Genomic DNA, 23828 nt, shown 5'->3' with positions numbered 1-23828 from the left:
AGAAACAACCCCCCACCCCGCCCCCCCCCCCCCCCCCCCCCCCCCTCCCCCCCCCCCACCCCCCCCCCCCCCCCCACCCCCTCCCCCCCCCCCCCCCCCCCCCCCCCCCCGGTGCCGTATCGGCCGTGCGGCCGGCCGCTATGCGACCAGTTCCTCCACCGTGGCGCACCACTCGTCCAGCAGCGCGTCCGCCGCGGCCGGGTCGGGGCCCTCCGCCCACAGCCGGGTGACGGGGGCGGTCGAGTCGGGGAGCACCAGTGCCCAGCGGCCGTCCTCCTCCAGGACCCGGACCCCGTCGGTGGTGTCGATCCGGCGGCCGCCCGCCGCCTCCACCACCGTGCGCATGACCTGCCCCTTGGCCCGCCAGGCGGTGGGCAGTTCGCGGTGCCGGACGTGGATGCGGGGGAGCGGGGCGACCAGTTCGCCGAGCTCGACGGTGCCCCGGGCGAGCAGCCCGGCCAGCCGTACGAAGGCGGCGACGCCGTCCGCGTACAGGGAGAACTCCGGCAGGATGAAGGCGCCTTCGCCGTCGCCCGCCAGTACGGCGGCGTCCGCCGCGGCGGCCCGGGTCAGCTCGCCCGGCGCGGTGGCGACCCTGCGGACCCGGCCGCCCTTCGACTCGGCGGCCTCCTCGACGAGACGGCTGGCGGTCACCGGGGCGGCGATGCGCCCGCCGCCCGACTCGGCGGTGATCAGCTGGACCATCAGGAGCAGCGCCGTGTCGTCCTCGACGATGTGGCCCTGCTCGTCCACCAGCGACATCCGCTCGCCGGTCGCGTCGAAGCGCACCCCGAACGCGGCCTTGGACGCGGCGACCAGATGCCCCAGCGTGTGCAGGGCAGCCCGGCGCTCGGCACGGGTCTCGGTGCACGAGCCCGGCGTCAGCGCGTTGTTGACCGTGAGGGCCTCGATGCCCAGCAGACCCAGGACCGGCGGCAGCGTCAGAGCGGTGCTGCCGCAGGCCGCGTCCACCACGATCTTCAGGCGCCGCTCCGCGATGCCCGACACGTCGATGCCCTCGACCAGCTGCTCCGCGTACTCCTCCAGAGAGGTCGGGGCGCTGCTGAGGCGGCCCATCTCACCGGCCAGCACCCGGCGGTACTCGCGCCGGCCGAAGACCCGCTCCAGTCCGCGCTGGGTGGTCTGCGACAGGTCCACGCCGTAGGAGTCGAGGAAGACGATGTCCACGCTCTCGGGGCTGCCGGGCGTGGTGGTGACGACGATGCCGCCGTCCAGACCGGCCGCGGTCGCCCGTCGGGCCAGCGGAAGCGGCACATGGCCCAGGTCGCGTACGTCGACCCCGGCCGAGCGCAGCGCCGCGGTCATGGCGGGCAGCAGGACCTGGGCGGCCGCGCCGTGGTCGCGGGCCACCGAGACGCGTGCCCCGCGCGGCAGGGTGGTGGCGAAGGCACTGGCCAGCCGTACGGCGAGATCGGGGGTGATCTGGTTGTTGACGACCCCGCTCACCCCGCGCACCCCGAACAGCGACTTCGTCGCCCGGGACTCCCAGATCAGCGAGTCGTTGACGGTGGTGCCCGACTCGATGGTCTTGCCCGGGTACACCAGGACGTCACCGGCGACGCTGGCCTCGTCCTCCAGTACGCAGCCCGTGCCGATGACCGCGCCCTCCGCCACCCGGCTGCCGCGCCGCAGGCTGCTGTTGCGGCCGACGACACAGCCGCGCAGGGCGGCCGAGGGCCCCACGTAGGCGTGCGGGTGCACCACGGTCCGCTCCAGGGAGGCGCCCTGGTCGATCACCGCGTGCCCGCCGACGACGGTGTGCCTGCCGATCCGGGCACCGGCCCCGACCTGGGCGTACGGGCCGATGAGCACGGGGGATTCGAGGACGGCGGTGGGGTGGACCTGCGCGGTGGCGGCCACGTGCACCCCGGGGGAGGTCTCGAACCCGGCCGGGTCCACCGTCACCCGCCCGTCCAGGACGTCGGCCTGGGCCTTCATGTAGCTGGCGTGCGTGCCCACGTCCTCCCAGTAGCCCTCGGCGACATAGCCGTAGACGCCGTGGCCCTCTTCGAGGAGGCGCGGGAAGACGTCCGAGGACCAGTCCACGCTCTGCCCGGCGGCCACGTGGTCGAGGACCTCGGGCTCCATCACGTAGATGCCGGTGTTGACGGTGTCGGAGAAGACCTGTCCCCAGGTCGGCTTCTCCAGGAACCGCTCCACCTTGCCGTCGTCGCCGACGATGGTGATGCCGAACTCCACGGGCTCGGGCACCCGGGTGAGGCAGACGGTGACCAGTGCCCCCTTCTCCCGGTGGAAGCGGATCAGGTCCGTCAGGTCGATGTCGGTCAGCGCGTCGCCCGAGATCACCACGAACGGCTCGCCCGCCAGCTGCTCCTGCGCGTTCTTCACACTGCCCGCGGTGCCCAGCGGGGTGTCCTCCTTCGCGTACGAGAGGGACATCCCGAGCTCCTTGCCGTCGCCGAACTGGTCCTGGACCAGGGAGGCGAGGAACTGGACGGTGACCACCGTCTCCGCCAGGCCGTGCCGTCTGAGCAGCCGCAGTACGTGTTCCATGATCGGTCGGTCGGCGACCGGGAGCAGGGGCTTGGGGAGGTCCGAGGTCATCGGGCGCAGCCGGGAGCCCTCGCCGCCGGCCATCACAACAGCCTTCATCGCAGATCCTTTTCCGTGCGGTGTGGAAGTGACATGGGTGGGACAACGCGCCGGGGAACGCGGGGTACGGCGCTTCAGGCTGCGGGTTCGTCGGGGAATTCGTCGGGGAAGGCGAGCGACCGCTCGATCACCGTGACGGACCGGTCGAAGCCGCTGGCGGCGAGGAGACGGCGGATGCCGGGACCGGCCCCGTCGAGCACGACCTCCGCGTCGGGCGGAAGCCTCTGCTGGGCGAAGGCCAGGCAGCGGATCCCGCCCGCGGTGATGGACTCCAGGTCGTGCAGGCGCAGCACGAGGCGGTGGACCGGGTGGGTGAGCGCCTGCTCGACGAGGGTGTGCAGGGCAGGGACCCGCTTGTCGGTGAGCTGCCCGGAGAGGTGGAGGGTGGCGGTGGTACCGGTGAAGCCGTAGTAGGCCTCGAAGCTCATGGTCTGCTTCCTTGTTCAGGGCGGGGCGGTTCGGGGTGGTGCGGTTCGGGGTGGGGCGGGGGAGTGGTGGGCCGCAGCCGTACCCGGACCGTCACGCGGTCCTCGCGCGGCGGCAGGCGCACGGTCATCTCCTCGGCGTCGAAGTCGTGCCAGGGCGCTCCGTCGATGAGCACGTGCTCGATGACGACGCGGCCCGGCGGCAGCAGGTCCGGTGCCACGCGCAGCAGCCCGTCCGGGAACTGCGCGTCGGCGTGCGGCTTGAACCAGAGGTCCAGGGGATCGCCGCGCACCAGCAGCCGGGTGTAGACCTCGGCGAGGTAGCAGAGCTCGGCCTTGTGGTACATGGCCATCGCGTGGTTGCCCTTGAGGCGTTCGTTGCCCATCAGGTACGGGATGCCGGAGGCCAGCACGGTGAAGTGGACGCCGCCCGAGTCGTGGTCGAGGAAGAACGCGTTGTAGAACGCGGACGCCTCGTGCGCATGGCGCAGATGCTCCCGGTCGCCGGTGTGCCCGGCCAGCACCAGATAGGCCAGGATGGCCTGTTCCTGCTGCCACCAGGTCTTGCGGTCGTGCCAGACGAAGGCGTGCCGGCCCCTCTCGGCGTCGCGTTCCAGCAGGTCGTACCAGCCGCCGCGCTGACCATCGCGGCCGACGGCGGGCATCGTGGCCGCCAGCTCCGCGGCCAGCTGCCGGTACTCGCGCTTGGGCAGTGCGGCGTTCATCCGCATCAGGTTCCAGGCGATCTTGAGGTTGTGGCCGACGACCGCGCGGTTCTGCTGCCAGCCCCAGGAGTGGTCGGGCGTCCAGTCCGCGTAGAAGCGCTCGTTCACGAAGGGACCGGCGTCCGGGGCGCGGTCCGGGAGATAGGTGACGATCATGTCCTGGGTGTGTTCCAGCATCCGCAGATGGCGGTCGTCGCCGGTGGCCAGGTACAGGTTGATCAGGTACGCGGGGGCGTGGTCGCCGACCGAGTTCCAGTTCTTGCGGGAGTGGTTGGGACCCAGGCTGTCGTGGTGGGGGCTGAGGGTGACCGGGTCGATGTGCGAGTAGTAGCCGCCGAGGCGCGGATCGCGGAAGAACCTCTCGAAGAGGCTGACGGTGCCCTCGATGTCCGCGAGGAGTGCCGGACTGCCGGTGACGCGGTAGGTCTGGGTGAGGCCGACCAGGGCGTAGATCTGCTCGTACGCCGGGATCGCCCGGTAGTCGTCGCCGAACTCCGAGGCGAACAGCTTGCGTTCGCGGGAGCCCGTCAGATCGATGCCGTGGTACCAGTAGACGATCCCCTCGCTCTCGTCGTGGAATCGCAGGTGCTCCTGGAGGTACTGGGCCCCGCGCTCGGCGACCTCCAGGTGGTCCTCGTTCCCGGTGAGCAGGTAGGCGCAGGCCATGCCGTAGACCAGCCGCGAGATGGTGATGCCCTCCTGCACCTGCTGGTCGGTCTTGTGCCCGCTGCCGTGGATCTGGGTGCGGTAATCCGCGAAGTCGACCGGCCCGTCGCCGAACTGGGTGCGCCGGTAGAAGCGGGCCAGCTCGTCCAGCTGCCGGGTCCACCAGCCCTTCTCCTCGTACGGGTGCGGGGTGGGCTCCTGTCCGACGATGACCAGCCGGTCCGCCTGGAAGTCGAGGCCCTCGGGGTCGGGGTACACGGGCCCGTAGCAGAACACCAGGGTGCCGGGCGTCAGGCAGTCGCGTATCCGGGCGGTCTCGTCCTTGTAGGGCTCGCCGAGGTTGCGCAGCAGCTGCGCGGTGGTGGCGTCGGTCAGCCGGACGGTGACCTCGCGGTCGTCCAGGGTCTTGAGCGAGAAGCCGCCGGCCCGCAGGCCCGTGACGTAGCCGGCCGTCAGATCGGAGAACGAGAAGGGGACTTCGGCGGGCACGGGGAATCCTTTCCGGTGTGGTGACACGGTCGTCACGGGTGCGGGGTGCGGGGTGCGGCGCTTCAGGCGGCGGACCTGGCGGGGGCCGCGAGGCGTTCGACGAGGGTGCGGGCCAGCAGGTGGCAGTCGTCGACGCTGCGCGAGGTGATCAGGTCCCGGTCCTCCACCAGGTCCTGGTTGAGGTGGACGGCGCCCATGCGGCGGACGTCGAAGACCACGTTGTTGTGACACGCGACCTGGCGGCCCTCGATCAACTCCGGTGCGGCGGACAGGAGTTGGAGCCCGTGGCAGGAGAAGGCCTTGATCAGGTCCGGGAGCCGGAAGGCGCGGCGCAGCAGATCGAGCGCGGGCGAACCCCGTTCGACGTCCTCGCTGTAGCGCAGCCGGTCGGGAACGGTCCCCGAAGGCACCACGAGGGCGGAGAACCGGAGCAGTTCGTGGTAGTCGAGTGCCTCCAGGTCGCCGTCGACCTCCAGCGGAACCTGGTGCTCGTGGCCGGTGAAGGTGAGGCTGGGCTGCCCCCAGAGGCGGGTGAGGAGCACCACCTCGGCACCCTCCTCGGCGAAGCGGCGCCGGAAGTAGGCGATCTCCTCCTCGACGTAACCGCTCTCCATGAGCACCCCGATGCGACGGCCCTCCAGCCGGCCGGCGGGCAAGGGTTTGACGGCTCCCATGTCAGAGCGCTGCGGAGCCGGCCATCGGAGCGAGGCCGTCCACGGTGTAGGTGCGGATGCGGGCGGTGCCGTCCTCGACGGCCAGGGTCCAGGTCTGGTACGCGTCGAAGCCGAGCCACTCGCTGGTGGGGGCGGGTGAATTCCACACCATGGTCTGCCAGTTGACGACCAGCTTGATCTCCGCGCCGGGCCCGTCGCCGAGCCGGATGTCCACCGAGGCGAGCGTGTGCGTCTCGTCGAAGAACCGGTGGATGACCGTCTCGTACCAGGAGCGGAAGCCGTCGAGCCCGTGCAGGGTGCCTTCCGGCAGGTGCATGGTGAGTCCGTCGGACACCAGGAACCGCTCGACGTCCTCGACCGGGTCGTGCCGGTCGAGGGCCGCGAACCAGTCCGTGACGAGGCGCTGGGCCGTGGCGACGGTCACGGGGCGCTGGGCCTGAAGAGTGGGCATGGGGTGCTCCTCGGGAAGTCGGGAGTGGGGTCTCACGCGGTGAGCAGGTCGATGAGGAAGGGGCCGTCGTGCGCGAGCATCGTGCGGACCGCGTCCGGGATCTGCTCGGGCGTCCGCACCCGTAGCGCCGCGACGCCCAGGGACTCGGCCAGTTCGGGAAAGCCGATGTGGGGCCGGGACAGGTCGAAGGAGTCGGGCGGGGAGTGCGGTGCGATGCCCTGCTCCCGCCAGTACTGCTCGATGTTCAGGTCGAGCAGCCGGTAGCGGCCGTTGTTGCAGACGACGAACTTGGCGGCGATGTCGTACCGGGCGGCCGTCCACAGCGCCTGGATGGTGTACATGCTTCCGCCGTCCCCGGTGAAGCCCACCACGTGCAGGTCGGGCCGGGCCAGCTTGACCCCCATGGCACCGGGGATGCCGACGCCGAGCGAGCCGCCGCGGGTCTGGAAGTACGTGCCGGGAGTGCGGGGCGGCAGGTGCCGGGTCAGCGCGGGCGACGAGGTCAGTGCCTCGTCGAAGACGGCGAGGTTCTGCGGTGCCTGAGCGGCCAGTTCGGCCGCGAAGGCATCCATGAGGGAGGAGCCGTCGGACGGCGGGGCCACGGGGCGCACCGCGCTGGAACGGCCGGCGGGAGTCTCGGCCCGGCCGGGGGAGTCGTGCCGCAGCCGGGCAGCCAGGGCGGCCAGAGTGAGCTTCGGGTCGGCGACGAGGCCGAGGTCCACGGGGAAGTTCTTGGCGATCTCGTGGGCGTCCGCGTCGATGTGCACGATCCGGGCGCCGTCCGCGAACGGGCTCTCCAGCTCCGGGAAGACCTCGGGGAAGACATAGGTGCCGACGATCAGGACCGAATCCGCCTCCCCCACGACCCGGGCACTGTCGGCGCCGAACATGTGCCCGAGGTTGCCGCCGAAGAGCGGATGGGTGGTGTCGAAGTTGACCTCGGAGGAGTTCACCCCCCACACCTCCGCCCCCAACTCCTCTGCCACGGCGGTCAGTTCGGGCTGTGCGCCGCTGGTGGCCACCCCGTCGCCCATCAGGATCAGCGGGGCGCTGCCCGAGCGGAGCAGACCGGCCGCCTCCGCCACCGCTTCGGGCGCGGGCATGGTGCGGGTGGAGGGGACCGAGGTGGCCACCGCGGGCTCCGTGGTGAGCTCGTCCAGGACGTCGGCGGGCAGCACCACCAGGACCGGGCCGCGCGGCGGAGTCATCGCGACCTTCACCGCGCGCCGCAGCACCCGCAGCACGGAGGACGGATCCAGCACCCGGGTCGCGTACTTGGTGACCGGCTCCGCCATCGCGACCAGGTCCGCCGCCATCTGGGCGTCCATGGCGTCGTAGCGGACACCGGCCTCCCCGACCAGGGTGACCAGCGGGGACCCGCCGCGCTTGGCCTGGTACAGCATGCCGATCCCGTTGCCGAGACCGACCCCGCTGTGCAGCTGGACCACGCCGGGGCCGCCGCCCGCACGGGCGTACCCGTCGGCCATCGCGACGGCCACGGACTCGTGCAGGGCCAGCACGTACGACGTGCCGCTCTTGTCCGCGAGGTCGAGCATCCCCTGCTCCACGGTCCCGGGGTTGCCGAAGAGGTGGCTGACACCGTCGGCGGCGAGCTGCTCGAACAGGGCGGCGTTCCCTGACCTGGCACGCATGAGTGGCTCCTCACAGAAGTACGGCACGGCGGGTCACCAGCCGTAGCGGCGCAGCCCGTTGTCCAGGACCTCGACGAGCAGTTCGCCCGCGAGTACGGAGTCCGGGGTGGAGCGCCCGGTGACGAAGGGGAAGTCGACGACGACCGAGGTGGGCCTGCCGACGTTGCCGTGGAAGGCGCCGTCGGGGCCGGTGGCGTCGCGCAGGATGTACTCCAGCGGGTAGGGCGGCGGCCCCATGTTGAAGTCGACGCCGACGAACCCGGTGCCGTCCTTGTAGTCGTACTCCTTGGGGTGCCCGGTGACGTGCTTGCCCCACAGGATGCTGGTGCGGGTCTCGAGGTCGCGGGCGAAGGCGAGGGCGGCGACGCCGTAGCACTCGGCGAGGATCGGCCGGTCGGCGGCGGCGAAGGCCAGGATCAGTTCGTGCAGCCGTTCGTTGTTGGCCAGGTCGACGATCGGCCCGCTGCCCCCGACGATGACCAGCGCGTCGAAGCCGGACAGCAGCTCCTCGGTGGCGGCGGCCAGCTTGCGGTGGTAGTCCTCCAGGTCGCGCAGGTGGTTCAGGGCGCTGAAGTACGGCCGCTCGGGTACGAGTTCGGCCAGGCTGAGCGGGGTGTCCAGCCGGCTCGACCCGTCCAGCGCACCGGCCAGGGCGGCCATGTCGCGGGTCGTCACCGAGCGCCCCAGCGGGGGGTCGATGTAGTGCGGGTCGAGGCTCGGCGGGAGTGCCTGCGGTCGTTTCCCGGTGGGTGTGAGGAACGTCGTGCGGTAGCCGTGGGCGTCGAACGCCCGCAGCGGGCCCACGAGTTCCTCGCCCCAGTAGCCGTACTCGGACAGCACGACCAGGATGCGTTGTGACACGAGCTCTCCCTGCCGTCGGATCCGGATGTGATCAGGAGTCAATCCCCTCCCACGTGGCCGGGCAACGGGATGGGGCCAGCGCGGGGCGACTGTCGAAACTTGCCCCAGTCGTACCGAAGGCGCGGGCGGGCAGGGCACTTCCCAGGCGTTCGCTGGTCCCCTGTGGGGTCCCGTAGTGCACCGCAGAGGAGTGCCTCCCATGGCCCCCACCACCGTCCGGACCGCCGTCGTCCGCCCCGCCCCCACCAACTCCGCCCGCCCCGCCGTCCTGCCGTCCCTGACCGGGCTGCGCTTCGTCGCGGCCGCGCTCGTCTTCGCCTTCCACGCCTCGTTCGAGGGCTTCTTCCGGGACGAGGAGACGGGCGGGGCGGTCGCCGCGCTGCTGGGCAAGGCGGGCTGGGCCGGGGTGTCGTTCTTCTTCGTCCTGAGCGGGTTCGTACTGGCCTGGTCGGCGCGCGAGCGGGACACCACCCGCCGGTTCTGGCGGCGCAGGATCCTCAAGATCGGGCCCAGTCACCTGGTCACCGCCGCCGCGGCGTTCCTGCTGCTCGTCACCGCAGGGGCCGCCCCGGGGGCCGCCGAGATCATCCCCAACGTCCTGCTGCTGCACTCCTGGTTCCCGCAACTGGAGATCTTCATCAGCGGGAACCCGGTGAGCTGGTCACTCTCCTGCGAGCTGTTCTTCTACCTGGCCTTCCCACTGCTGTGGCGGGCCCTGTCCCGCATCGCCCCGGCCCGGCTGTGGTGGTGGGCGGGAGCGGTGACCCTTGCCATCGTGTGCATGCCGCTGGTCGCCGGGCTGCTGCCGGCCGACCCCGCGGTGGCCATGCCGGACGGCAGCACCGGGCTCTGGCAGTACTGGTTCGTGTACGTCCTGCCCCCGGTGCGGGCCCTGGAGTTCGTGCTCGGCATCCTGCTCGCCCGCCTCCTGCGCGAAGGGCGGTGGATCCGGGTGCACCCACTGCTCGCGTGGGCCGCGGCCGTCGCCGGCTACGTACTGGCGAACCTGGTCCCCTACCTGTACGGACTGGTCGCCGCCACGATCGTGCCGATCGCCGTGCTGATCGTCTCGGCGGCCCACACGGATGCCACCGGGCGCGGCGGCCTGTGCGCCGGGCGCACCATGCGGTGGCTCGGCGAGACCTCCTTCGCGTTCTATCTGGTCCACCGGCTGGTCCTCGTCCACGGCCACCGGCTGCTGGGCACCGAAAGCAGCTGGTCCACCCCGGTGGCATTCCTTCTCATAGCGGCCGCATTCGCCCTCTGCCTGCTGCTCGCCCGCATTCTTTACGTCCTGGTGGAAAGGCCCCTTTCGCGATACGGGGCGGCGGAAAGCCTCTCACCGGAAAACCCCTCAGCGGAAATCCTTCCGGCGGAACCCCTCTCAGCGGAAAGCCCCTCAAAGGAAAGTCGGCCGGACACCGCTCCGTGCGTAATTCCAGCACCGCCACCACCGACTTCGGCAACTTGCCAGGGTGAAATCCCCGTCCTTGCCCACCGCGCCCCCCAGACCGAATGCTGATCCTCCTGCACGGTCGACGACTCAGGGGAGTGAACAATGGGCGGGCGCCTGGGAATTGACGAAGTGGCGCCGGTGATCGGCGCGGGCGAGCACCCGGCCAGGGCCGTCGTCGGCGAACACCTTCCGATCACCGCCCTCGTGTGGCGCGAAGGCCACGAAGCGGTGGGCGCCACCGTGTGCTGGAGCGGACCCGACGGGAACCGGCAGGAAATCGCCATGTCCCCGAGCACCACCGACTGCGACCGCTGGCACGCCACCGTCGTCCCCGACACGGAGGGACTGTGGACCTTCCAGGTCGTCGCCTGGAGCGACCCCTGGGCCACCTGGATGCAGGGCCTGCGGGCGAAGCTCGCGGCAGGAATCCGGCACCTCGACAACGAACTGGAGAGCGGCGCCCGGCTCCTGGAACGCATGGGCCGGCGCCGCTGCGCCGCCGACCTCCCCCGGTTCCGGGCCGCCGCCGCGCAACTCCGCGACACCCGGCTCGGCGCGCCCGAGCGGGCCGCCGCCCTCACCACCTCGCTGCTCGCGCAGATCGCCACCACCCCGTGCCGCGAACTCCTCACCCCGGGCCCGGTCCACCAGGTCCGGGTGGAGCGCCAGAAGGCCCTGTTCAGCAGCTGGTACGAGATGTTCCCCCGCTCCACCGGCGGCTGGGACGCCGACGGGCGGCCCGTCCACGGCACCCTGCGCACCGCCGCCGCGGAACTGCCGCGCATCGCCGACATGGGCTTCGACACCGTCTACCTCCCGCCCGTCCACCCGATCGGCGAGCTCCGCCGCAAGGGCCGCAACAACGCGCTGACCGCGGACGCGGACGACGTCGGCTGCCCCTGGGCGATCGGCTCCGCCGACGGCGGGCACGACGCCCTGCACCCGGCCCTCGGCACCCCGGACGACTTCGCCTTCTTCGTCGCCGAGGCCCGCGCCCTGGGCCTTGAGGTCGCCCTCGACCTCGCCCTGCAGTGCGCCCCCGACCACCCCTGGATCACCGAGCACCCGGAGTGGTTCACCCACCGCCCCGACGGCTCCATCGCGTACGCCGAGAACCCGCCCAAGGCGTACGAGGACATCCACCCCCTCGACTTCGACCAGGCCCCCGAGAGCCTCTACGCGGAGATCCTGCGCATCGTGCGCCTCTGGGTCTCCCGGGGGGTGCGCGTCTTCAGGGTCGACAACCCGCACACCAAGCCGCCGGACTTCTGGCAGTGGCTGATCCGCAGCGTCCAGCACACCGACCCCGACGTGCTGTTCCTCGCCGAGGCCTTCACCCGCCCCGCCGTGCTGGAAGGGCTCGCCAAACGCGGCTTCTCGCAGTCGTACACGTACTTCACCTGGCGCAACACCAAGCAGGAGCTGACCGACTACCTCACCGAGCTCCGCGCCAAGGCCGACTTCCTGCGCCCCAACTTCTGGGTCACCACCCCCGACATCCTGCCGGCGGAACTCCAGCACGCCGGGCCCGGAACGTTCGCCCTGCGCGCCACCCTGGCCGCGACCCTCTCGCCGAGCTGGGGCCTCTACAGCGGATACGAGCTCTACGAGGGCACCCCGCTGGAAGCCGGCGGCGAGGACTACCTGGACTCGGAGAAGTACCAGCTCAGGCCCCGGGACTTCGACGGCGCCCTGCGCGAGGGCCGCTCGCTGCAACCGTGGATCACCGAGCTCAACCGGCTCCGCCGGGCCCACCCGGCCCTCCAGCAACTGCGCACCCTGCGCTTCCACCCCGTCGACAACGACCACCTCATCGCCTACAGCAAGACCGACCCCGTCGGCGGCGACACCGTGCTGTGCGTGGTCAGCCTCAACCCCGAGGGCACCGAGACGGGCACCGTCGCCCTCGACCTGACGCCGATCGGCCCGCAGGGCCACACCCTGGCGCCCTGCGACCGGTTCGACGCCGTCGACCTGCTGCGCGGCGAAAAGACCGACCTCGGCCCCCTCATCAACATCACGATCCACCCCGAACAGGCCCCGGCCTGCATCTTCACCTGGAGGAACGGTTGAGCACGGACTTCGCCCCACCAGCCACGACCCGGGCACCGGCCGAGACACCCGCAACACCACCACCGTCCGCACCAGGGACGACACTGGCACCGGCCGCACGGGCCGCGACTCCGCCACCAGCCGCACCGGCCGCACTGACGGCGCCTATGGCACCGGCGGTACCGGTCGCACCGGCCGCGGCACCGGTCGCACCGGTCGCACCGGCCGCACCGGCCGCACCGGCCGCACCGGCCACGACATCAGCACCGGCACCGGCCACGACCCCCGCACCGCCCGCGAGACCCGCCCCGGCCGCCGCCCCCAGTGTCCAGATGCTGTCCGACACCCCCGACTGGTACAAGCGGGCCGTCTTCTACGAGGTTCTCGTCCGGTCCTTCCAGGACAGCAACGGTGACGGGGTCGGTGACCTCAAGGGCCTCACCGGGAAGCTGGACTACCTCCAGTGGCTGGGTGTCGACTGCCTCTGGCTGCCGCCGTTCTTCAAGTCGCCGCTGCGCGACGGGGGTTACGACGTCGCCGACTACCGGTCCGTACTCCCGGAGTTCGGCACCCTGGGCGACTTCACCGAACTCCTGGACGCCGCCCACAGCCGGGGCATGCGGGTCATCACCGACTTCGTCATGAACCACACCAGCGATCAGCACGACTGGTTCCAGCAGTCGCGGAGCGATCCGCAAGGACCGTACGGCGACTACTACGTCTGGGCCGACGACGACAAGGGCTACCCGGACGCCCGGATCATCTTCACCGACACCGAAACCTCCAACTGGACCTACGACCCGGTCCGGGGGCAGTACTACTGGCACCGCTTCTTCTCCCACCAGCCGGACCTCAACTTCGCCAACCCGGCCGTCCAGGAGGAGATCGTCGACGCGCTGAAGTTCTGGCTCGACCTGGGCATCGACGGCTTCCGGCTGGACGCGGTGCCCTACCTCTACGCCGCCGAGGGCACCAACTGCGAGAACCTCCCGGAGACCCACGCCTTCCTCAAGCGGGTACGCGCACTCATCGACGACCACTACCCCGGCCGCATCCTGCTGGCCGAGGCCAACCAGTGGCCGGAGGACGTCGCCGACTACTTCGGCGAACACGCCAGCGGCGGCGACGAGTGCCACATGGCGTTCCACTTCCCCCTGATGCCCCGGCTGTTCATGGCCGTACGCAAGGAATCCAAGTACCCGGTCTCGGAGATCCTGGCCCGCACCCCGAAGATCCCGGACACCGCCCAGTGGGGCATCTTCCTGCGCAACCACGACGAGCTCACCCTCGAAATGGTCACCGACGAAGAGCGCGACTATATGTACGCGGAGTACGCCACGGATCCCCGGATGCGCGCCAACATCGGCATCCGCCGCCGCCTCGCCCCGCTCCTGGACAACGACCGCAACCAGATCGAACTGTTCACCGCGTTGCTGCTGTCCCTCCCCGGCTCGCCGATCCTCTACTACGGCGACGAGATCGGCATGGGCGACAACATCTGGCTCGGCGACCGCGACGCCGTCCGCACCCCCATGCAGTGGAGCCCGGACCGCAACGCCGGATTCTCCACCGGCGACCCCGGCAGCCTGACCCTCCCCAGCAACCTCGGGCCGGTCTACGGCTACCAGGCCGTCAACGTCGAGAGCCAGCGCAACAACCGCGCGTCCCTGCTCCGCTGGACCCGCCGGATGCTCGCCGCCCGCCGCCGCCACCTCGCCTTCGGACTGGGCGAGTTCGAGGAGATCGCCACCGACAACCCCGCGGTGCTCGCCTACGTACGCCGGCACGAGGACGAGAACGGACACCGCACCACCGTGCTGTGCGTCAACAACCTCTCGCGCGACCCGCAGCCGGTGGGCCTCGAACTGCGCGACTTCGCGGGCATCGTCCCGGTGGAGGTCACCGGCAAGACCCCCTTCCACCCCATCGGCGAGACGCCCTACCAACTCACCCTGCGCGGCCACGGCTTCTACTGGTTCTGCGTCTGCCCGGCCGACGAGAACCGATGACGTCCACCGGGCTGTCCATCCCCTTCGACAGCCTGGAGCGCGCGCTCGCGGTGTGGCTCCCCTGGCAGCGCTGGTACGCGGCCAAGGGGCGCCCGCTGCGACATGCGTCGATCGAGCAACTCTGCCCGTTCACCGAGGGCACCGGAACCGAGGCCTCCGGCACCGATGCCTCCGGCCCCACCCCCCGGCAGGGGCTGATCCTGGTCACCCGTACGGCATTCGACGACGGCGGCGCCGACGAGTACTACCAGGTGCCCGTCGGCATCCGCCCGGCCACGGCCCCGCCGCACGGCCCCCGGGTGATCGCGGTCCTGGACGACGTGGTCGTCTACGAAGCACTCGGGGACACCGGCCTGGTGCGTGCGCTGCTCGCACTGGTGGCCGAGGACGCCGACCGGGACACGCTCGCCTTCCGCAGCGAGCCGTCCGCCCCGCGGGACTGGCCGCCCGCCGCCCCGGCCGCCTCCAGCAGGCTGCTGGACGTGGACCAGAGCAACACCTCCGTCGTGGTCGACGACAAGTACCTCCTGAAGTTCTACCGGCGCCTGCACACCGGCACCCACCCCGAACCGGAGCTGCAACGCGTCCTGCGGAGCGTCCCCGGCGCCCCGACACCACCCCTGCACGGGGCGGTGGAGGGAGCCATGCACGGGGCGCCCGTCACCTACGCCGTGCTCCAGGGCTATGTGCCCGGCGCCGAGGACGGCTGGAGCGCGGCCCTGGCGCGGCTGGGCGGCGAGGCACCCGCATGGGACGGCTTCACGGCGGACGCGTACGGGATGGGCCGCGCCACGGCGGCCGTGCACGTCGCACTGGCCGGGGCGTTCGGCACCCGGGAACTGGCCGCGGAAGGCCTCGACGCCCTGGTGGCACGACTGCTGGCCGGACTCGACGAAGCCCTGCACGTGGTGCCCGCCCTGCTCCCGCACGAGCAGGCGGTACGGGAGGTGTACGCGCAGGTGGCAGCGGAACCACGCGTGCGGGTGCAGCGGGTGCACGGCGATCTGCACCTCGGGCAGGTCCTGCGCTCGGGACGCTCAGGGCCCTCGGGGTCCGACTGGCTGCTGACCGACTTCGAGGGCGAGCCCTCGGCGCCGACGGCGGAACGCCGTGCGGTGCGCCCCGCCGTCAGCGACGTGGCGGGCATGCTCCGCTCGTTCGACTACGCCGCCCACTTCGCCGCCCGGGAGAACCCGGCCGTGCCCGCCGCGCTCCGGCGCCGGTGGGTGCGCGCCGCGCAGAACGCGTTCTGCGCCGGATACGCCCGCACCGCCGGGCACGACCCGCGCGAGGACCGGGTCCTGTTGCGCGCGTACACCCTCTCCAAGGCCCTGTACGAAACCGTCTACGAGGCACGCGGCCGGCCGCACTGGGTCCATGTGCCGCTCGCCGCCGTCGCCCGGCTCACCCGGCCCACCCGGCTCACCGGAACGTCCCACCCCTCTGACGAGGAGCAGCCCCGATGCCCCTGACACAGCTGACACCCCTGACCCTCGACGTCTGGTTCGACTACCTCTGCCCGTTCTCCGTGATGACCAGCAAGGTCATCGCCGACACCGGCCTGGACCCGGACGTCCGCATCCGGTGGCGGCCCTACGAACTGCACCCCGGCGGCGTCCCCGCGAGCGGCAAGCGGGACTACCCCGAGGGAGTGTGGGAGAACTCCGTGGTGCCCATGGCCGCGCGCCTGGGACTGGACTTCAGCCGGCCCCCGTCCGGCCGGCTGCCCCGGACCCAGCCCGCCATGCACGGACACCGCTACGCCGAGCGGCACGGAGTCGAACTCGCCTACGACACCCGGGTCTTCGACGCGTACTTCCACGAGGACCGGGACATCGAGGACCCGGTGACCCTGGCCGAGCTGGCGGGCGAGGTGGGTCTGGACCCGGCCCGGTTCCATGCCCGGATACTCTCCGCGGAGGCGGACGAGGAGCACCTCGCGGCGCAGCGGGAGGCCCGTCGGGAACACCGGATCCACACGGTGCCGACGCTGGTCATCGGCGCGTGGCGGTCCGAGGGCGTACCGGACGCCGGAAGGCTGCGGGAGGTCGTGTCGGAGCTGACGCTGCGCAAGCGCCCCCGGGCGCGGGCCCGCGCCCGGGTCTGAGGCAGGCCCCGGCCCCGCCCCCCGGCCCCGGCCCCGGCCCCGGACGTCAGTCGTCCTCTTCGGCCTCAAGCGCGTCGACCGCCTGGGCCAGCAGCGCGGACAGGGCGTCGACCACGCCCGGCGGCAGCTTTTCCAGCCGCCGGTCGTGGGCGGCGTCGATGCCGTCCTGGATACGGGCGCACACCAGCAGCCCCTCCTCGGTCAGCTGGGCCCAGGCGCTGCGACCGTCGTACAGGTCGGCCTCGCGCACCACGTACCCGGACTCCGTCATCCGGCGCACCACGTTGCTGGTACCGCCCGAGGAGAGCCGGCAGCGCGCCATCAGCTCCGTCGGCTTGAGGCGCAGGCGCGGGCCAGAGCTGCGCAGCGCGGCCAGGACGTCGTAGTCCGCGCGGGTCAGACCGTACTCGGCGGCCCGGCCGTTGATGGTGGTGTCCATCGACGCGCACAGCCGGGACGCCAGCTCGGCCAACTCCGCGGAGGGAGCCGGCGCAAGGCCGTGCCCCCGTCCCGCGCCTGCGCCAGCCGCCACGTGCACTCGCTTTCCCGGTCCGCCCCGATGGATCGCTGGATCGCTGGATTGATGGATCGGTGATCCACGCCAAGGGTCAGCGCAGTCTAGACGGGGCCAACACGGTGGCACCAGAACAGGCCGGAACAGACCGGAACGGACCGGAACGGAATTGCCGAAGTAGGAGTTCCGTAAGGGGAAATGCTTCCTTGTCGTGCGGGTCGGCTCCTAGCGTAATTCCCATGAATGACACGTCTGTCGGTATAACCAAGGCAGTTGTTCCCGTCGCCGGTCTGGGAACCCGTTTCCTCCCGGCCACCAAGGCGACCCCGAAGGAAATGCTTCCCGTGGTGGACAAGCCCGCCATTCAGTATGTGGTCGAGGAGGCGACGTCCGCGGGAATGACGGACATCCTCATGATCACCGGGCGCAACAAGAGGCCGCTGGAAGACCACTTCGACCGCAACTACGAACTGGAGGCGACCCTCCAGCGCAAGGGCGACGCGGACCGGCTCGCCCGGGTCTGCGAGCCCTCCGAGCTCGGCGACATCCACTACGTGCGCCAGGGGGACCCGCGCGGACTCGGGCACGCCGTGCTGTGCGCCGCACCGCACGTCGGCAACGAACCGTTCGCGGTGCTGCTCGGCGACGACCTCATCGACCCCAGGGACCCGCTGCTCTCCCGGATGGCCGAGGTCCGCGCGCGGCACGGCGGCAGCGTGGTGGCCCTGATGGAGGTCGACCCCGCCCAGATCCATCTGTACGGGTGCGCCGCCGTCGCGCCGTCGACGTGCGGGGACGACGACGTCGTACGCATCACCGGGCTGGTCGAGAAGCCGGACGCGGGGACGGCCCCGAGCAACTACGCGGTCATCGGCCGCTATGTGCTCGACCCGGAGATCTTCGACGTCCTGCGCCGTACGGAGCCGGGGCGCGGCGGCGAGATCCAGCTCACCGACGCCTTGCAGGAACTGGCCGCCCCGGCCGCCCCCGAGGACGGGGCGGACACCGGACCGGTGCACGGGGTGATCTTCAAGGGGCGCCGGTACGACACCGGCGACCGCGCCGACTTCCTGCGCGCCACCGTGCGCCTGGCCTGGGAGCGCGACGACCTGGGGCCCGAATTCCGGCAGTGGCTGCGGGAGTTCGTGGCCCAGGACGCGACGGTGCCGGTGCAGGTGGACCGGAGCACGCTCGTACCCGTGGCGTGAGCGCACTGTGCAACCGGGGAATCTCCCGCGGTTGCACAGGCCGGGAGGTGCTGTGCCCGGGGGCGTCGTGCCTGCGGGTGCCGTGCCCGCGAGTGCCGTGCCGGAGGGCGCCGTACGGGCCGGCGATTTCGGCAACTTGCCCAGATCGTAGGCGGAGTTGGCTCCCGCCGAAAGAAAATAGCGTTCGTTATGTAATCTCGGAGAGTCGCGCCGGGCCGCTCCGTACGACCGGGCGCGACGGACCATCTGTCCACACCGACACCTGAGGGGGTGTGCCGCACATGGACGTACAACACGCCGTACCCGTACGCCAGTTGGGCGGGGCATCCGACTCGGACACCGTGTACGAAGTACCCGTCGGCGCCCTGCTGCCGGCCGATTCGCCGCGCATGGGGGAGAACCTCCAGCATGCGCGGACCCTCGGCGCATCGGGCGGCTTCGCGCCGATCCTCGTGCACCGGCCCACCATGCGGGTCATCGACGGCATGCACCGCGTGCGGGCGGCGATGATGCGCCAACAGGACGTCATCGAGGCGCGGTTCTTCGACGGAACACCGGAGGAGGCCTATGTCGTGGCCGTGCGGTCCAACATGGCCCACGGTCTGCCGCTGACCCTGGCGGAGCGGGCCGCGGCCGCGGCCCGCATCATGATCACCCACCCGCAGTGGTCGGACCGGGCCATCGCCTCCGTGGCGGGGCTCGACCCCAAGACCATAGGGGCCCTGCGCCGCCGGAGTGCCGGGGAGAACCCCGGGCCCGCGGTACGCGTGGGGCAGGACGGCCGACTGCGGCCCGTCAACTCGGCCAACGGCCGCCGGGCCGCCGGCCGGCTGCTGAGCGAGGAACCCGACGCCTCCCTGCGGCACATAGCCCGTAAGGCAGGCATCTCACCCGGCACGGTGCGTGACGTACGCGCCCGTATCGCGCGCGGGGAGGACCCGGTCCCCCCGGCCCTGCGCGCACCGGCGAGGCCAGGAGCGGCAAGGCCCGCACCGGCAACGCCCGGTACGGCGAGGCCAGGAACAGCGAGTCCAGGAGCAGCGGCGCCGACGGCGGCGCCCCGAGCGGCGACGGGCACCCCCGGCCCGGCCGCGCGGGGAACCGGCGGCGGCACGGCGGTCGACCTGGCGTCGGCCGTGGCGAGTCTGCGCAGGGACCCGTCCCTGCGCCAGACGGAAGCCGGGCGCCTGCTGCTGCGGCTGCTGGAAATGCACCTCCCCGCTCAATGGAGGCGCATAGCCGAAGCCGTCCCCCCGCACCGGGCAGGCCTGGTCGCCACGGCGGCCATGGAATGCGCTACGGCATGGCAGGAATTCGCGGAAAAAACCCAGCGGACCAACCCCACGTAGCAGTCGCGCAGCACTTCGCTTTCTTTCCACCGGTTCCGATCCGTCGGCACCGGTGTGAGGAGAGCTCTGCGAATGAACCAGTGAACAACAGATGAGGGAGCTTTCCATGTCGGTGATCGAAGAGGTTTCAGTAGCAGCGCGGAGCGGAGGGAAGGCGCCCGATCCCACGAAGATGACCGGGCGAATGCGCCTGGTACTGGTGGTGCTGCTGGTGGCGCAGTTCATGCTCGCGGTGGACTTCTCCATCTTGAACGTGGCCCTGCCGGTCATCGGCAAGGGGCTCGGCTTCGATCTCGCGAACCTCCAGTGGATCGCGACCTCGTTCGCACTCTGCGCGGCGGGCTTCACCCTGCTGTTCGGCCGGATCGCGGACCTCTTCGGCCGCCGCCGGCTGTTCCTGCTCGGCCTGGCCCTGCTGGGCGTCTCCTCGCTGGTCGGCGGTCTCGCCACCTCGCCGGAGATGCTGCTCATCGCCCGTGTGGCGCAGGGTCTGGCGACGGCGATGGTGACCCCCGCCGGTCTCTCGCTGCTGACCACCTCCTTCCCGGAGGGCCCGCTGCGCGACAAGGCGCTGGGCCTCAACGGCGCGCTGATGTCGGCCGGTTTCACCACCGGCGCGATCCTCGGCGGCGTACTGACCGACCTGCTGTCGTGGCGCTGGTCGTTCTTCATCAACGTGCCGGTGGCGCTGGCCGTGCTGCTGATCGCCCCCGCGGTGATCAAGGAGTCCAAGCCGACCGTCCGCCCGAAGCTGGACCTGCCCGGCGCCGTCGCGGTGACCGTCGGTCTCCTTGCCCTGGTCTTCGGTCTGACCCAGGCCGGTGAGCACGGCTGGGGCGCGCCCGTCACGCTGATCTCGCTGGCCGTCGGTGTGGTGCTGCTCCTGATCTTCTACGCGATCGAGAAGAACGCCGCCTCGCCGCTGGTGCCGGTGTCGGTCCTCAAGCGCCGCACGGTCGCCTGGGGCAACGTGGCCGGTGTCATCGCGTTCATCACCGAGACCTCGCTGGTCTTCCTGATGACGCTCTACCTCCAGGAAGTACTGGGCTTCTCGCCGCTCGCGGCGGGCCTGTCCTTCGGTGTGCTGGGTGTCGGCACGGTCATCGGCGGCATGGTCGCCGCGAAGGTGATCGGGAAGATCGGCACGAAGTCGACGCTGATCCTCGGTGGCCTGCTCCAGGCCGCCGCCACCTTCGGACTGTTCTTCCTCGGTGACGAGCGGTCGTTCATCTGGCTCCTGCTGGTGGGCACCTTCCTCGGCGGCATCGGCAACATGCTGGTCATCGTCGGGTTCATGGTGACCGCCACGTCCGGACTGCCGGACAGCGAGCAGGGCATGGCGACCGGTCTGGCCACCATGACCCAGCAGATCGGTATCACCATGGGTACGCCGATCATGAGCGCGATCGCCACCGGGCACATGGCGGGGAACACCGGCCCCGGTGCCGTCCTGGACGGCGTCTCCCTCGCCGTTCTGATCAACACCGCCATCGTCCTGATCGGTGTCGCCGCGGCCGCTGTCTTCCTCAAGGGGAAGAAGCGCGAGTCGGCCCTCAACTAGCCCCTGCTGTACGGCACTTGAGGGCTCGCCCCCGAGTGCCGTACCGCTTCGGCAGCTGACCGGCGGTGCGTGCACGTCCCCCCCCCCGTCGTCCACGCACCGCCGCCTTACCCGGCTCCTCCCGTTCCCCCCCCCCGCGCCCGCCACCGGTGCCCCGGGCACCCCCCCGTACACGCAAAGGAACCCTCCGATGGACCTGCAACTCGCCGACAAGGTCTTCCTGGTCACCGGTGCCTCCGCCGGAATCGGCGCGGCCACCGTGCGGCTGCTCGCCACCGAGGGCGCCACCGTGGTGGGAGTCGCCCGCAAGGCCGACCGCATCGAGGCCCTGGGCGAGGGCACGGACGGCACCGTCACCGCCGTCGCCGCCGACGTCACCGACCCCGACGCGGCCCGGCTCGTCGTCGACACCGTCCTGGAACGCCACCAGCGGCTCGACGGTCTGGTCAACAACGTCGGCGGACTCAAGTCCCGCACCGGATTCCTGGACATCACCGACGACCAGTGGCGCGAGACCTTCGAACTCAACTTCCACTCGCTGGTCCGCATGACCAGGACCGCGCTGCCCGCCCTCCTCGCCCAGGGCCGGGGCAGCATCGTCCACCTGGCCAGCGAGGCCGCACGCTTCCCCGACTTCCCGCTGGCCGACTACGCGGCCACCAAGACCGCACTCCTGTCGCTCTCCAAGTCGCTCACCGCCGAATTCGCCCCGCGCGGCATCCGGTCCAACATCGTCTCCCCGGGACCGACCAGGACCGCCCTGTTCGACGCCCCCGGCGGCTTCGCCGAACAGCTCGCCGAACGCTTCGGCCTGTCGCCGGACGACGCCGTGGAGCACTTCGTACGCGAAGTACGCGCCTTGCCCAGCGGCCGGATCGGCACCCCCGACGACGTCGCCCGCGTCATCGCCTACCTCCTCTCCCCGCTGGCCGGACAGGTCACCGGCGCCGAATGGGCGGTCGACGGCGGCGCCCTGCGCCAGATCTGAGCGGCCAGGCCCCCTGCGGGCGCAGCGGACGTAACGGAGCGCGAGGACACCGATGACGCACACGACGACGATCAACGCAGAGACCGACCAGCAGCGCGCGGCGCGCTTCGCCCGCGACGCGCTGAGCCACCAGTCCGACCTCTACGCCCGCGCCCTGCGCCTGACCCGCAACCCCTCGGACGCCGAGGACCTGGTGCAGGAGACCTACACCAGGGCCTACCGGGGCTTCCACCAGTTCAGCCCCGGCACCAACCTCGGGGGCTGGCTGTCGCGCATCCTCACCAACACCCACTTCACGGCCCACCGCAAGAAGCAGCGCGAGCCGAGGTACGTCCCGATGCCCGAGGCCGACGACTGGCAGCTCGCCCGCTCCGCCTCCCACACCTCGGGCGGACTGCCCTCCGCCGAGGAACAGCTCCTGGCACGGATCCCCGACCCCGACCTCAGCTCGGCCATGCGCGCCATACCCGACGACTTCCGCACCGTCGTCTACCTCGCCGACGTGGAGGGCCTGCCCTACCAGGAGATCGCCTCCCTGGTCGGCATCCCCGGCGGCACCGTCAACTCCCGGCTGCACCGCGGCCGCAGACGCCTGCGCAGCCTGCTGGAGGAGCGCTCCGAGCGCCGCCCGGCCGGCCGTCGGGGCAAGACCAACAAGCCCAAGGAGACGGTCTGAATGCCCCTCGCCCTCGTGGCCCTGGCCCTCGGCGCCTTCGGCATCGGCACCACCGAGTTCGTCATCGTCGGCCTGCTGCCGGAGATCGCCGGGGACTTCGGCGTCTCGATCCCCTCGGCGGGCATGCTCGTCACCGGTTACGCCCTGGGAGTCGTCGTCGGCGCCCCCCTGATGACCGCGGCGGGTTCCCGGCTGCCCCGCAAGACCATGCTCGGCGCCCTGATGCTCGTCTTCATCGCGGGCAACCTGCTGTGCGCGCTCGCCGACACCTACGGCCTGCTCATGGCCGGCCGTCTGGTCGCGGCCCTCACCCACGGCGCGTTCTTCGGCATCGGCTCCGTCGTCGCGGCCGGACTGGTCGCACCGGAGAAGAAGGCCGGCGCGATCGCCCTGATGTTCACCGGCCTCACCGTGGCCAACGTGCTCGGCGTACCGCTCGGGACCTTCCTCGGCCAGCACTTCGGCTGGCGCTCCACCTTCTGGGTGGTGACCGCGTTCGGAATCGTCGGCCTGCTGGGCATCATGGCCCTGGTGCCGCACCAGCCCCGCGACGACAGCGGCGGTCTGCGCCGCGAACTCGCCGTCTTCCGCTCGCCGCAGGTGTGGCTGGCACTTTTGACCACCACCTTCGGATTCGCCGGTGTCTTCGCCTCGTTCACCTACGTCGCCCCCATGATGACGGGGCTCGCGGGGTTCTCCGACGGGGCGGTGACCTGGCTGCTCGTCCTGTTCGGCGTGGGGCTGTGCGTGGGCAACATGGCAGGCGGGCGGCTCGCGGACCGCAATCTGATGCGCAGCCTCTGCCTCATCCTGGCCGCCCTCGCGACCATCCTGGTGATCTTCGTGTTCACCGTGCACGCGGCGCTGCCCGCCGCCCTCACCCTCGCCGCGTTCGGCGCCATCGGGTTCGCGACCGTACCGCCGTTGCAGATGCGGGTGATGCGCAAGGCCGAAGGCGCACCGGCGCTGGCCTCGGCGGCCAACATCGCCGCCTTCAACCTCGGCAACGCACTCGGCGCCTGGCTGGGCGGCCTCGCCATCAGCAACGGCCTCGGCTACACCGCCCCGAACTGGATCGGAGCCCTACTGGCCGCCGCGGGCCTGGCCGTGGCCCTGCTCTCCGTCCTGCTCGACCGCCGCCCGGCCAAACGCCGCACACTCGCCAACGCGCCCGCAGAACCCACCACGGCCGCCGGACCTGCCGGGCCTGGCATGCCCGGCGCGCCTGCCGGGTCCGCCGCACTTGCCGCGCCCGCCGGGTCCGCCGCGCCCGCCGGGTCTGGTGCGCCTGCCACGCCCGCCACGCCCGCCGGGCCCGCCACGCCCGCCGG

At 71.4% G+C, this 23828-nt stretch carries 19 protein-coding genes and 1 pseudogene; 11 read left to right on the top strand and 9 right to left on the bottom strand.

Features of this window, described 5'->3' with window-relative positions:
• Positions 1-138 precede the first annotated feature (138 nt).
• From ACZ5PB_RS30010 to ACZ5PB_RS29980, 7 genes are all read right to left on the bottom strand, one after another.
• Positions 139-2634 (bottom strand): sugar phosphate nucleotidyltransferase, encoded by a 2496-nt coding sequence (locus tag ACZ5PB_RS30010; protein WP_468695418.1) that lies wholly within the window; start codon positions 2632-2634, stop codon positions 139-141.
• 74 nt (positions 2635-2708) lie between these two features.
• The gene (locus ACZ5PB_RS30005; protein ID WP_468695416.1) at positions 2709-3062 is read right to left on the bottom strand and encodes an STAS domain-containing protein; all 354 of its coding nucleotides are present in this window, start codon (positions 3060-3062) and stop codon (positions 2709-2711) included.
• Positions 3059-4939 (bottom strand): AGE family epimerase/isomerase, encoded by a 1881-nt coding sequence (locus tag ACZ5PB_RS30000; protein ID WP_468695415.1) that lies wholly within the window; start codon positions 4937-4939, stop codon positions 3059-3061. Before ACZ5PB_RS30000 ends, ACZ5PB_RS30005 begins: the two co-directional genes overlap by 4 nt.
• Positions 4940-5001: 62 nt before the next feature.
• A complete protein-coding gene (locus tag ACZ5PB_RS29995) occupies positions 5002-5613 on the bottom strand; it encodes a DJ-1/PfpI family protein (protein ID WP_468695414.1) in 612 nt (203 codons plus the stop codon).
• A 1-nt stretch (position 5614) separates the two neighbouring features.
• Entirely contained in the window at positions 5615-6064 is a 450-nt protein-coding gene (locus ACZ5PB_RS29990) for a nuclear transport factor 2 family protein (protein ID WP_468695413.1), read from the bottom strand.
• 32 nt (positions 6065-6096) lie between these two features.
• The gene (locus tag ACZ5PB_RS29985) at positions 6097-7716 is read right to left on the bottom strand and encodes a thiamine pyrophosphate-binding protein (protein WP_468695411.1); all 1620 of its coding nucleotides are present in this window, start codon (positions 7714-7716) and stop codon (positions 6097-6099) included.
• A gap of 33 nt (positions 7717-7749) precedes the next feature.
• Positions 7750-8577 carry a type 1 glutamine amidotransferase domain-containing protein gene (locus ACZ5PB_RS29980; RefSeq protein ID WP_468695409.1) on the bottom strand — a complete coding sequence of 276 codons (828 nt, stop codon included), beginning with the start codon at positions 8575-8577 and terminating at the stop codon, positions 7750-7752.
• Positions 8578-8776: 199 nt separating this feature from the next.
• On the opposite strand from ACZ5PB_RS29980, the gene ACZ5PB_RS29975 reads away from it, so the two are divergent.
• Both ACZ5PB_RS29975 and ACZ5PB_RS29970 read left to right on the top strand, forming a co-directional pair.
• Positions 8777-10099, top strand: a complete 1323-nt coding sequence (locus tag ACZ5PB_RS29975) for an acyltransferase family protein (RefSeq protein WP_468695407.1) — start codon at positions 8777-8779, stop codon at positions 10097-10099.
• 36 nt (positions 10100-10135) lie between these two features.
• A complete protein-coding gene (locus tag ACZ5PB_RS29970) occupies positions 10136-12106 on the top strand; it encodes an alpha-1,4-glucan--maltose-1-phosphate maltosyltransferase (protein ID WP_468695405.1) in 1971 nt (656 codons plus the stop codon).
• Here ACZ5PB_RS29970 and ACZ5PB_RS29965 read toward each other — a convergent pair.
• Entirely contained in the window at positions 12087-12431 is a 345-nt protein-coding gene (locus tag ACZ5PB_RS29965) for a hypothetical protein (RefSeq protein ID WP_468695403.1), read from the bottom strand. The genes ACZ5PB_RS29970 and ACZ5PB_RS29965 overlap by 20 nt on opposite strands.
• Here ACZ5PB_RS29965 and treS point away from each other — a divergent pair.
• Genes treS through ACZ5PB_RS29950 form a run of 3 tightly spaced genes read left to right on the top strand, consistent with a single transcriptional unit; the run spans position 12418 to position 16201 of the window.
• Positions 12418-14094, top strand: a complete 1677-nt coding sequence (gene treS, locus ACZ5PB_RS29960) for a maltose alpha-D-glucosyltransferase (protein WP_468695401.1) — start codon at positions 12418-12420, stop codon at positions 14092-14094. The two genes, ACZ5PB_RS29965 and treS, sit on opposite strands and share 14 nt — an antisense overlap.
• Complete coding sequence (locus tag ACZ5PB_RS29955; RefSeq protein ID WP_468695399.1) at positions 14091-15566, top strand: maltokinase N-terminal cap-like domain-containing protein; 1476 nt, start codon at positions 14091-14093, stop codon at positions 15564-15566. Before treS ends, ACZ5PB_RS29955 begins: the two co-directional genes overlap by 4 nt.
• On the top strand, positions 15557-16201 hold the full coding sequence (locus ACZ5PB_RS29950; protein ID WP_468695397.1) for a DsbA family oxidoreductase: 645 nt from the start codon (positions 15557-15559) through the stop codon (positions 16199-16201). Before ACZ5PB_RS29955 ends, ACZ5PB_RS29950 begins: the two co-directional genes overlap by 10 nt.
• Positions 16202-16247: 46 nt before the next feature.
• Here the strand turns inward: ACZ5PB_RS29950 and ACZ5PB_RS29945 are convergent, their stop codons facing one another.
• On the bottom strand, positions 16248-16733 hold the full coding sequence (locus tag ACZ5PB_RS29945) for a MarR family winged helix-turn-helix transcriptional regulator (RefSeq protein ID WP_468695395.1): 486 nt from the start codon (positions 16731-16733) through the stop codon (positions 16248-16250).
• A 221-nt stretch (positions 16734-16954) separates the two neighbouring features.
• Here ACZ5PB_RS29945 and ACZ5PB_RS29940 point away from each other — a divergent pair, with 221 nt between their 5' ends.
• The 6 genes and pseudogenes from ACZ5PB_RS29940 to ACZ5PB_RS29915 form a co-directional block, all read left to right on the top strand.
• The gene (locus tag ACZ5PB_RS29940) at positions 16955-17923 is read left to right on the top strand and encodes a UTP--glucose-1-phosphate uridylyltransferase (RefSeq protein ID WP_468695393.1); all 969 of its coding nucleotides are present in this window, start codon (positions 16955-16957) and stop codon (positions 17921-17923) included.
• A gap of 281 nt (positions 17924-18204) precedes the next feature.
• Positions 18205-19272 carry a ParB/RepB/Spo0J family partition protein gene (locus ACZ5PB_RS29935; protein WP_468695391.1) on the top strand — a complete coding sequence of 356 codons (1068 nt, stop codon included), beginning with the start codon at positions 18205-18207 and terminating at the stop codon, positions 19270-19272.
• 106 nt (positions 19273-19378) lie between these two features.
• Entirely contained in the window at positions 19379-20833 is a 1455-nt protein-coding gene (locus tag ACZ5PB_RS29930; RefSeq protein WP_468695390.1) for an MFS transporter, read from the top strand.
• Between the two features lie 190 nt (positions 20834-21023).
• A complete protein-coding gene (locus tag ACZ5PB_RS29925; RefSeq protein ID WP_468695388.1) occupies positions 21024-21821 on the top strand; it encodes an SDR family NAD(P)-dependent oxidoreductase in 798 nt (265 codons plus the stop codon).
• Between the two features lie 52 nt (positions 21822-21873).
• Positions 21874-22497, top strand: a complete 624-nt coding sequence (locus ACZ5PB_RS29920; protein ID WP_468695386.1) for a sigma-70 family RNA polymerase sigma factor — start codon at positions 21874-21876, stop codon at positions 22495-22497.
• A pseudogene (locus tag ACZ5PB_RS29915) lies at positions 22498-23697 on the top strand (MFS transporter); the annotation flags it as partial. It lies immediately after the preceding gene.
• Between the last annotated feature and the right edge of the window lie 131 nt (positions 23698-23828).

This window comes from Streptomyces sp. NPDC032721, assembly GCF_055579625.1.
The sequence above is the reverse complement of the archived record's forward strand: the minus strand, read 5'-3'. Positions and strand labels throughout refer to the sequence as shown.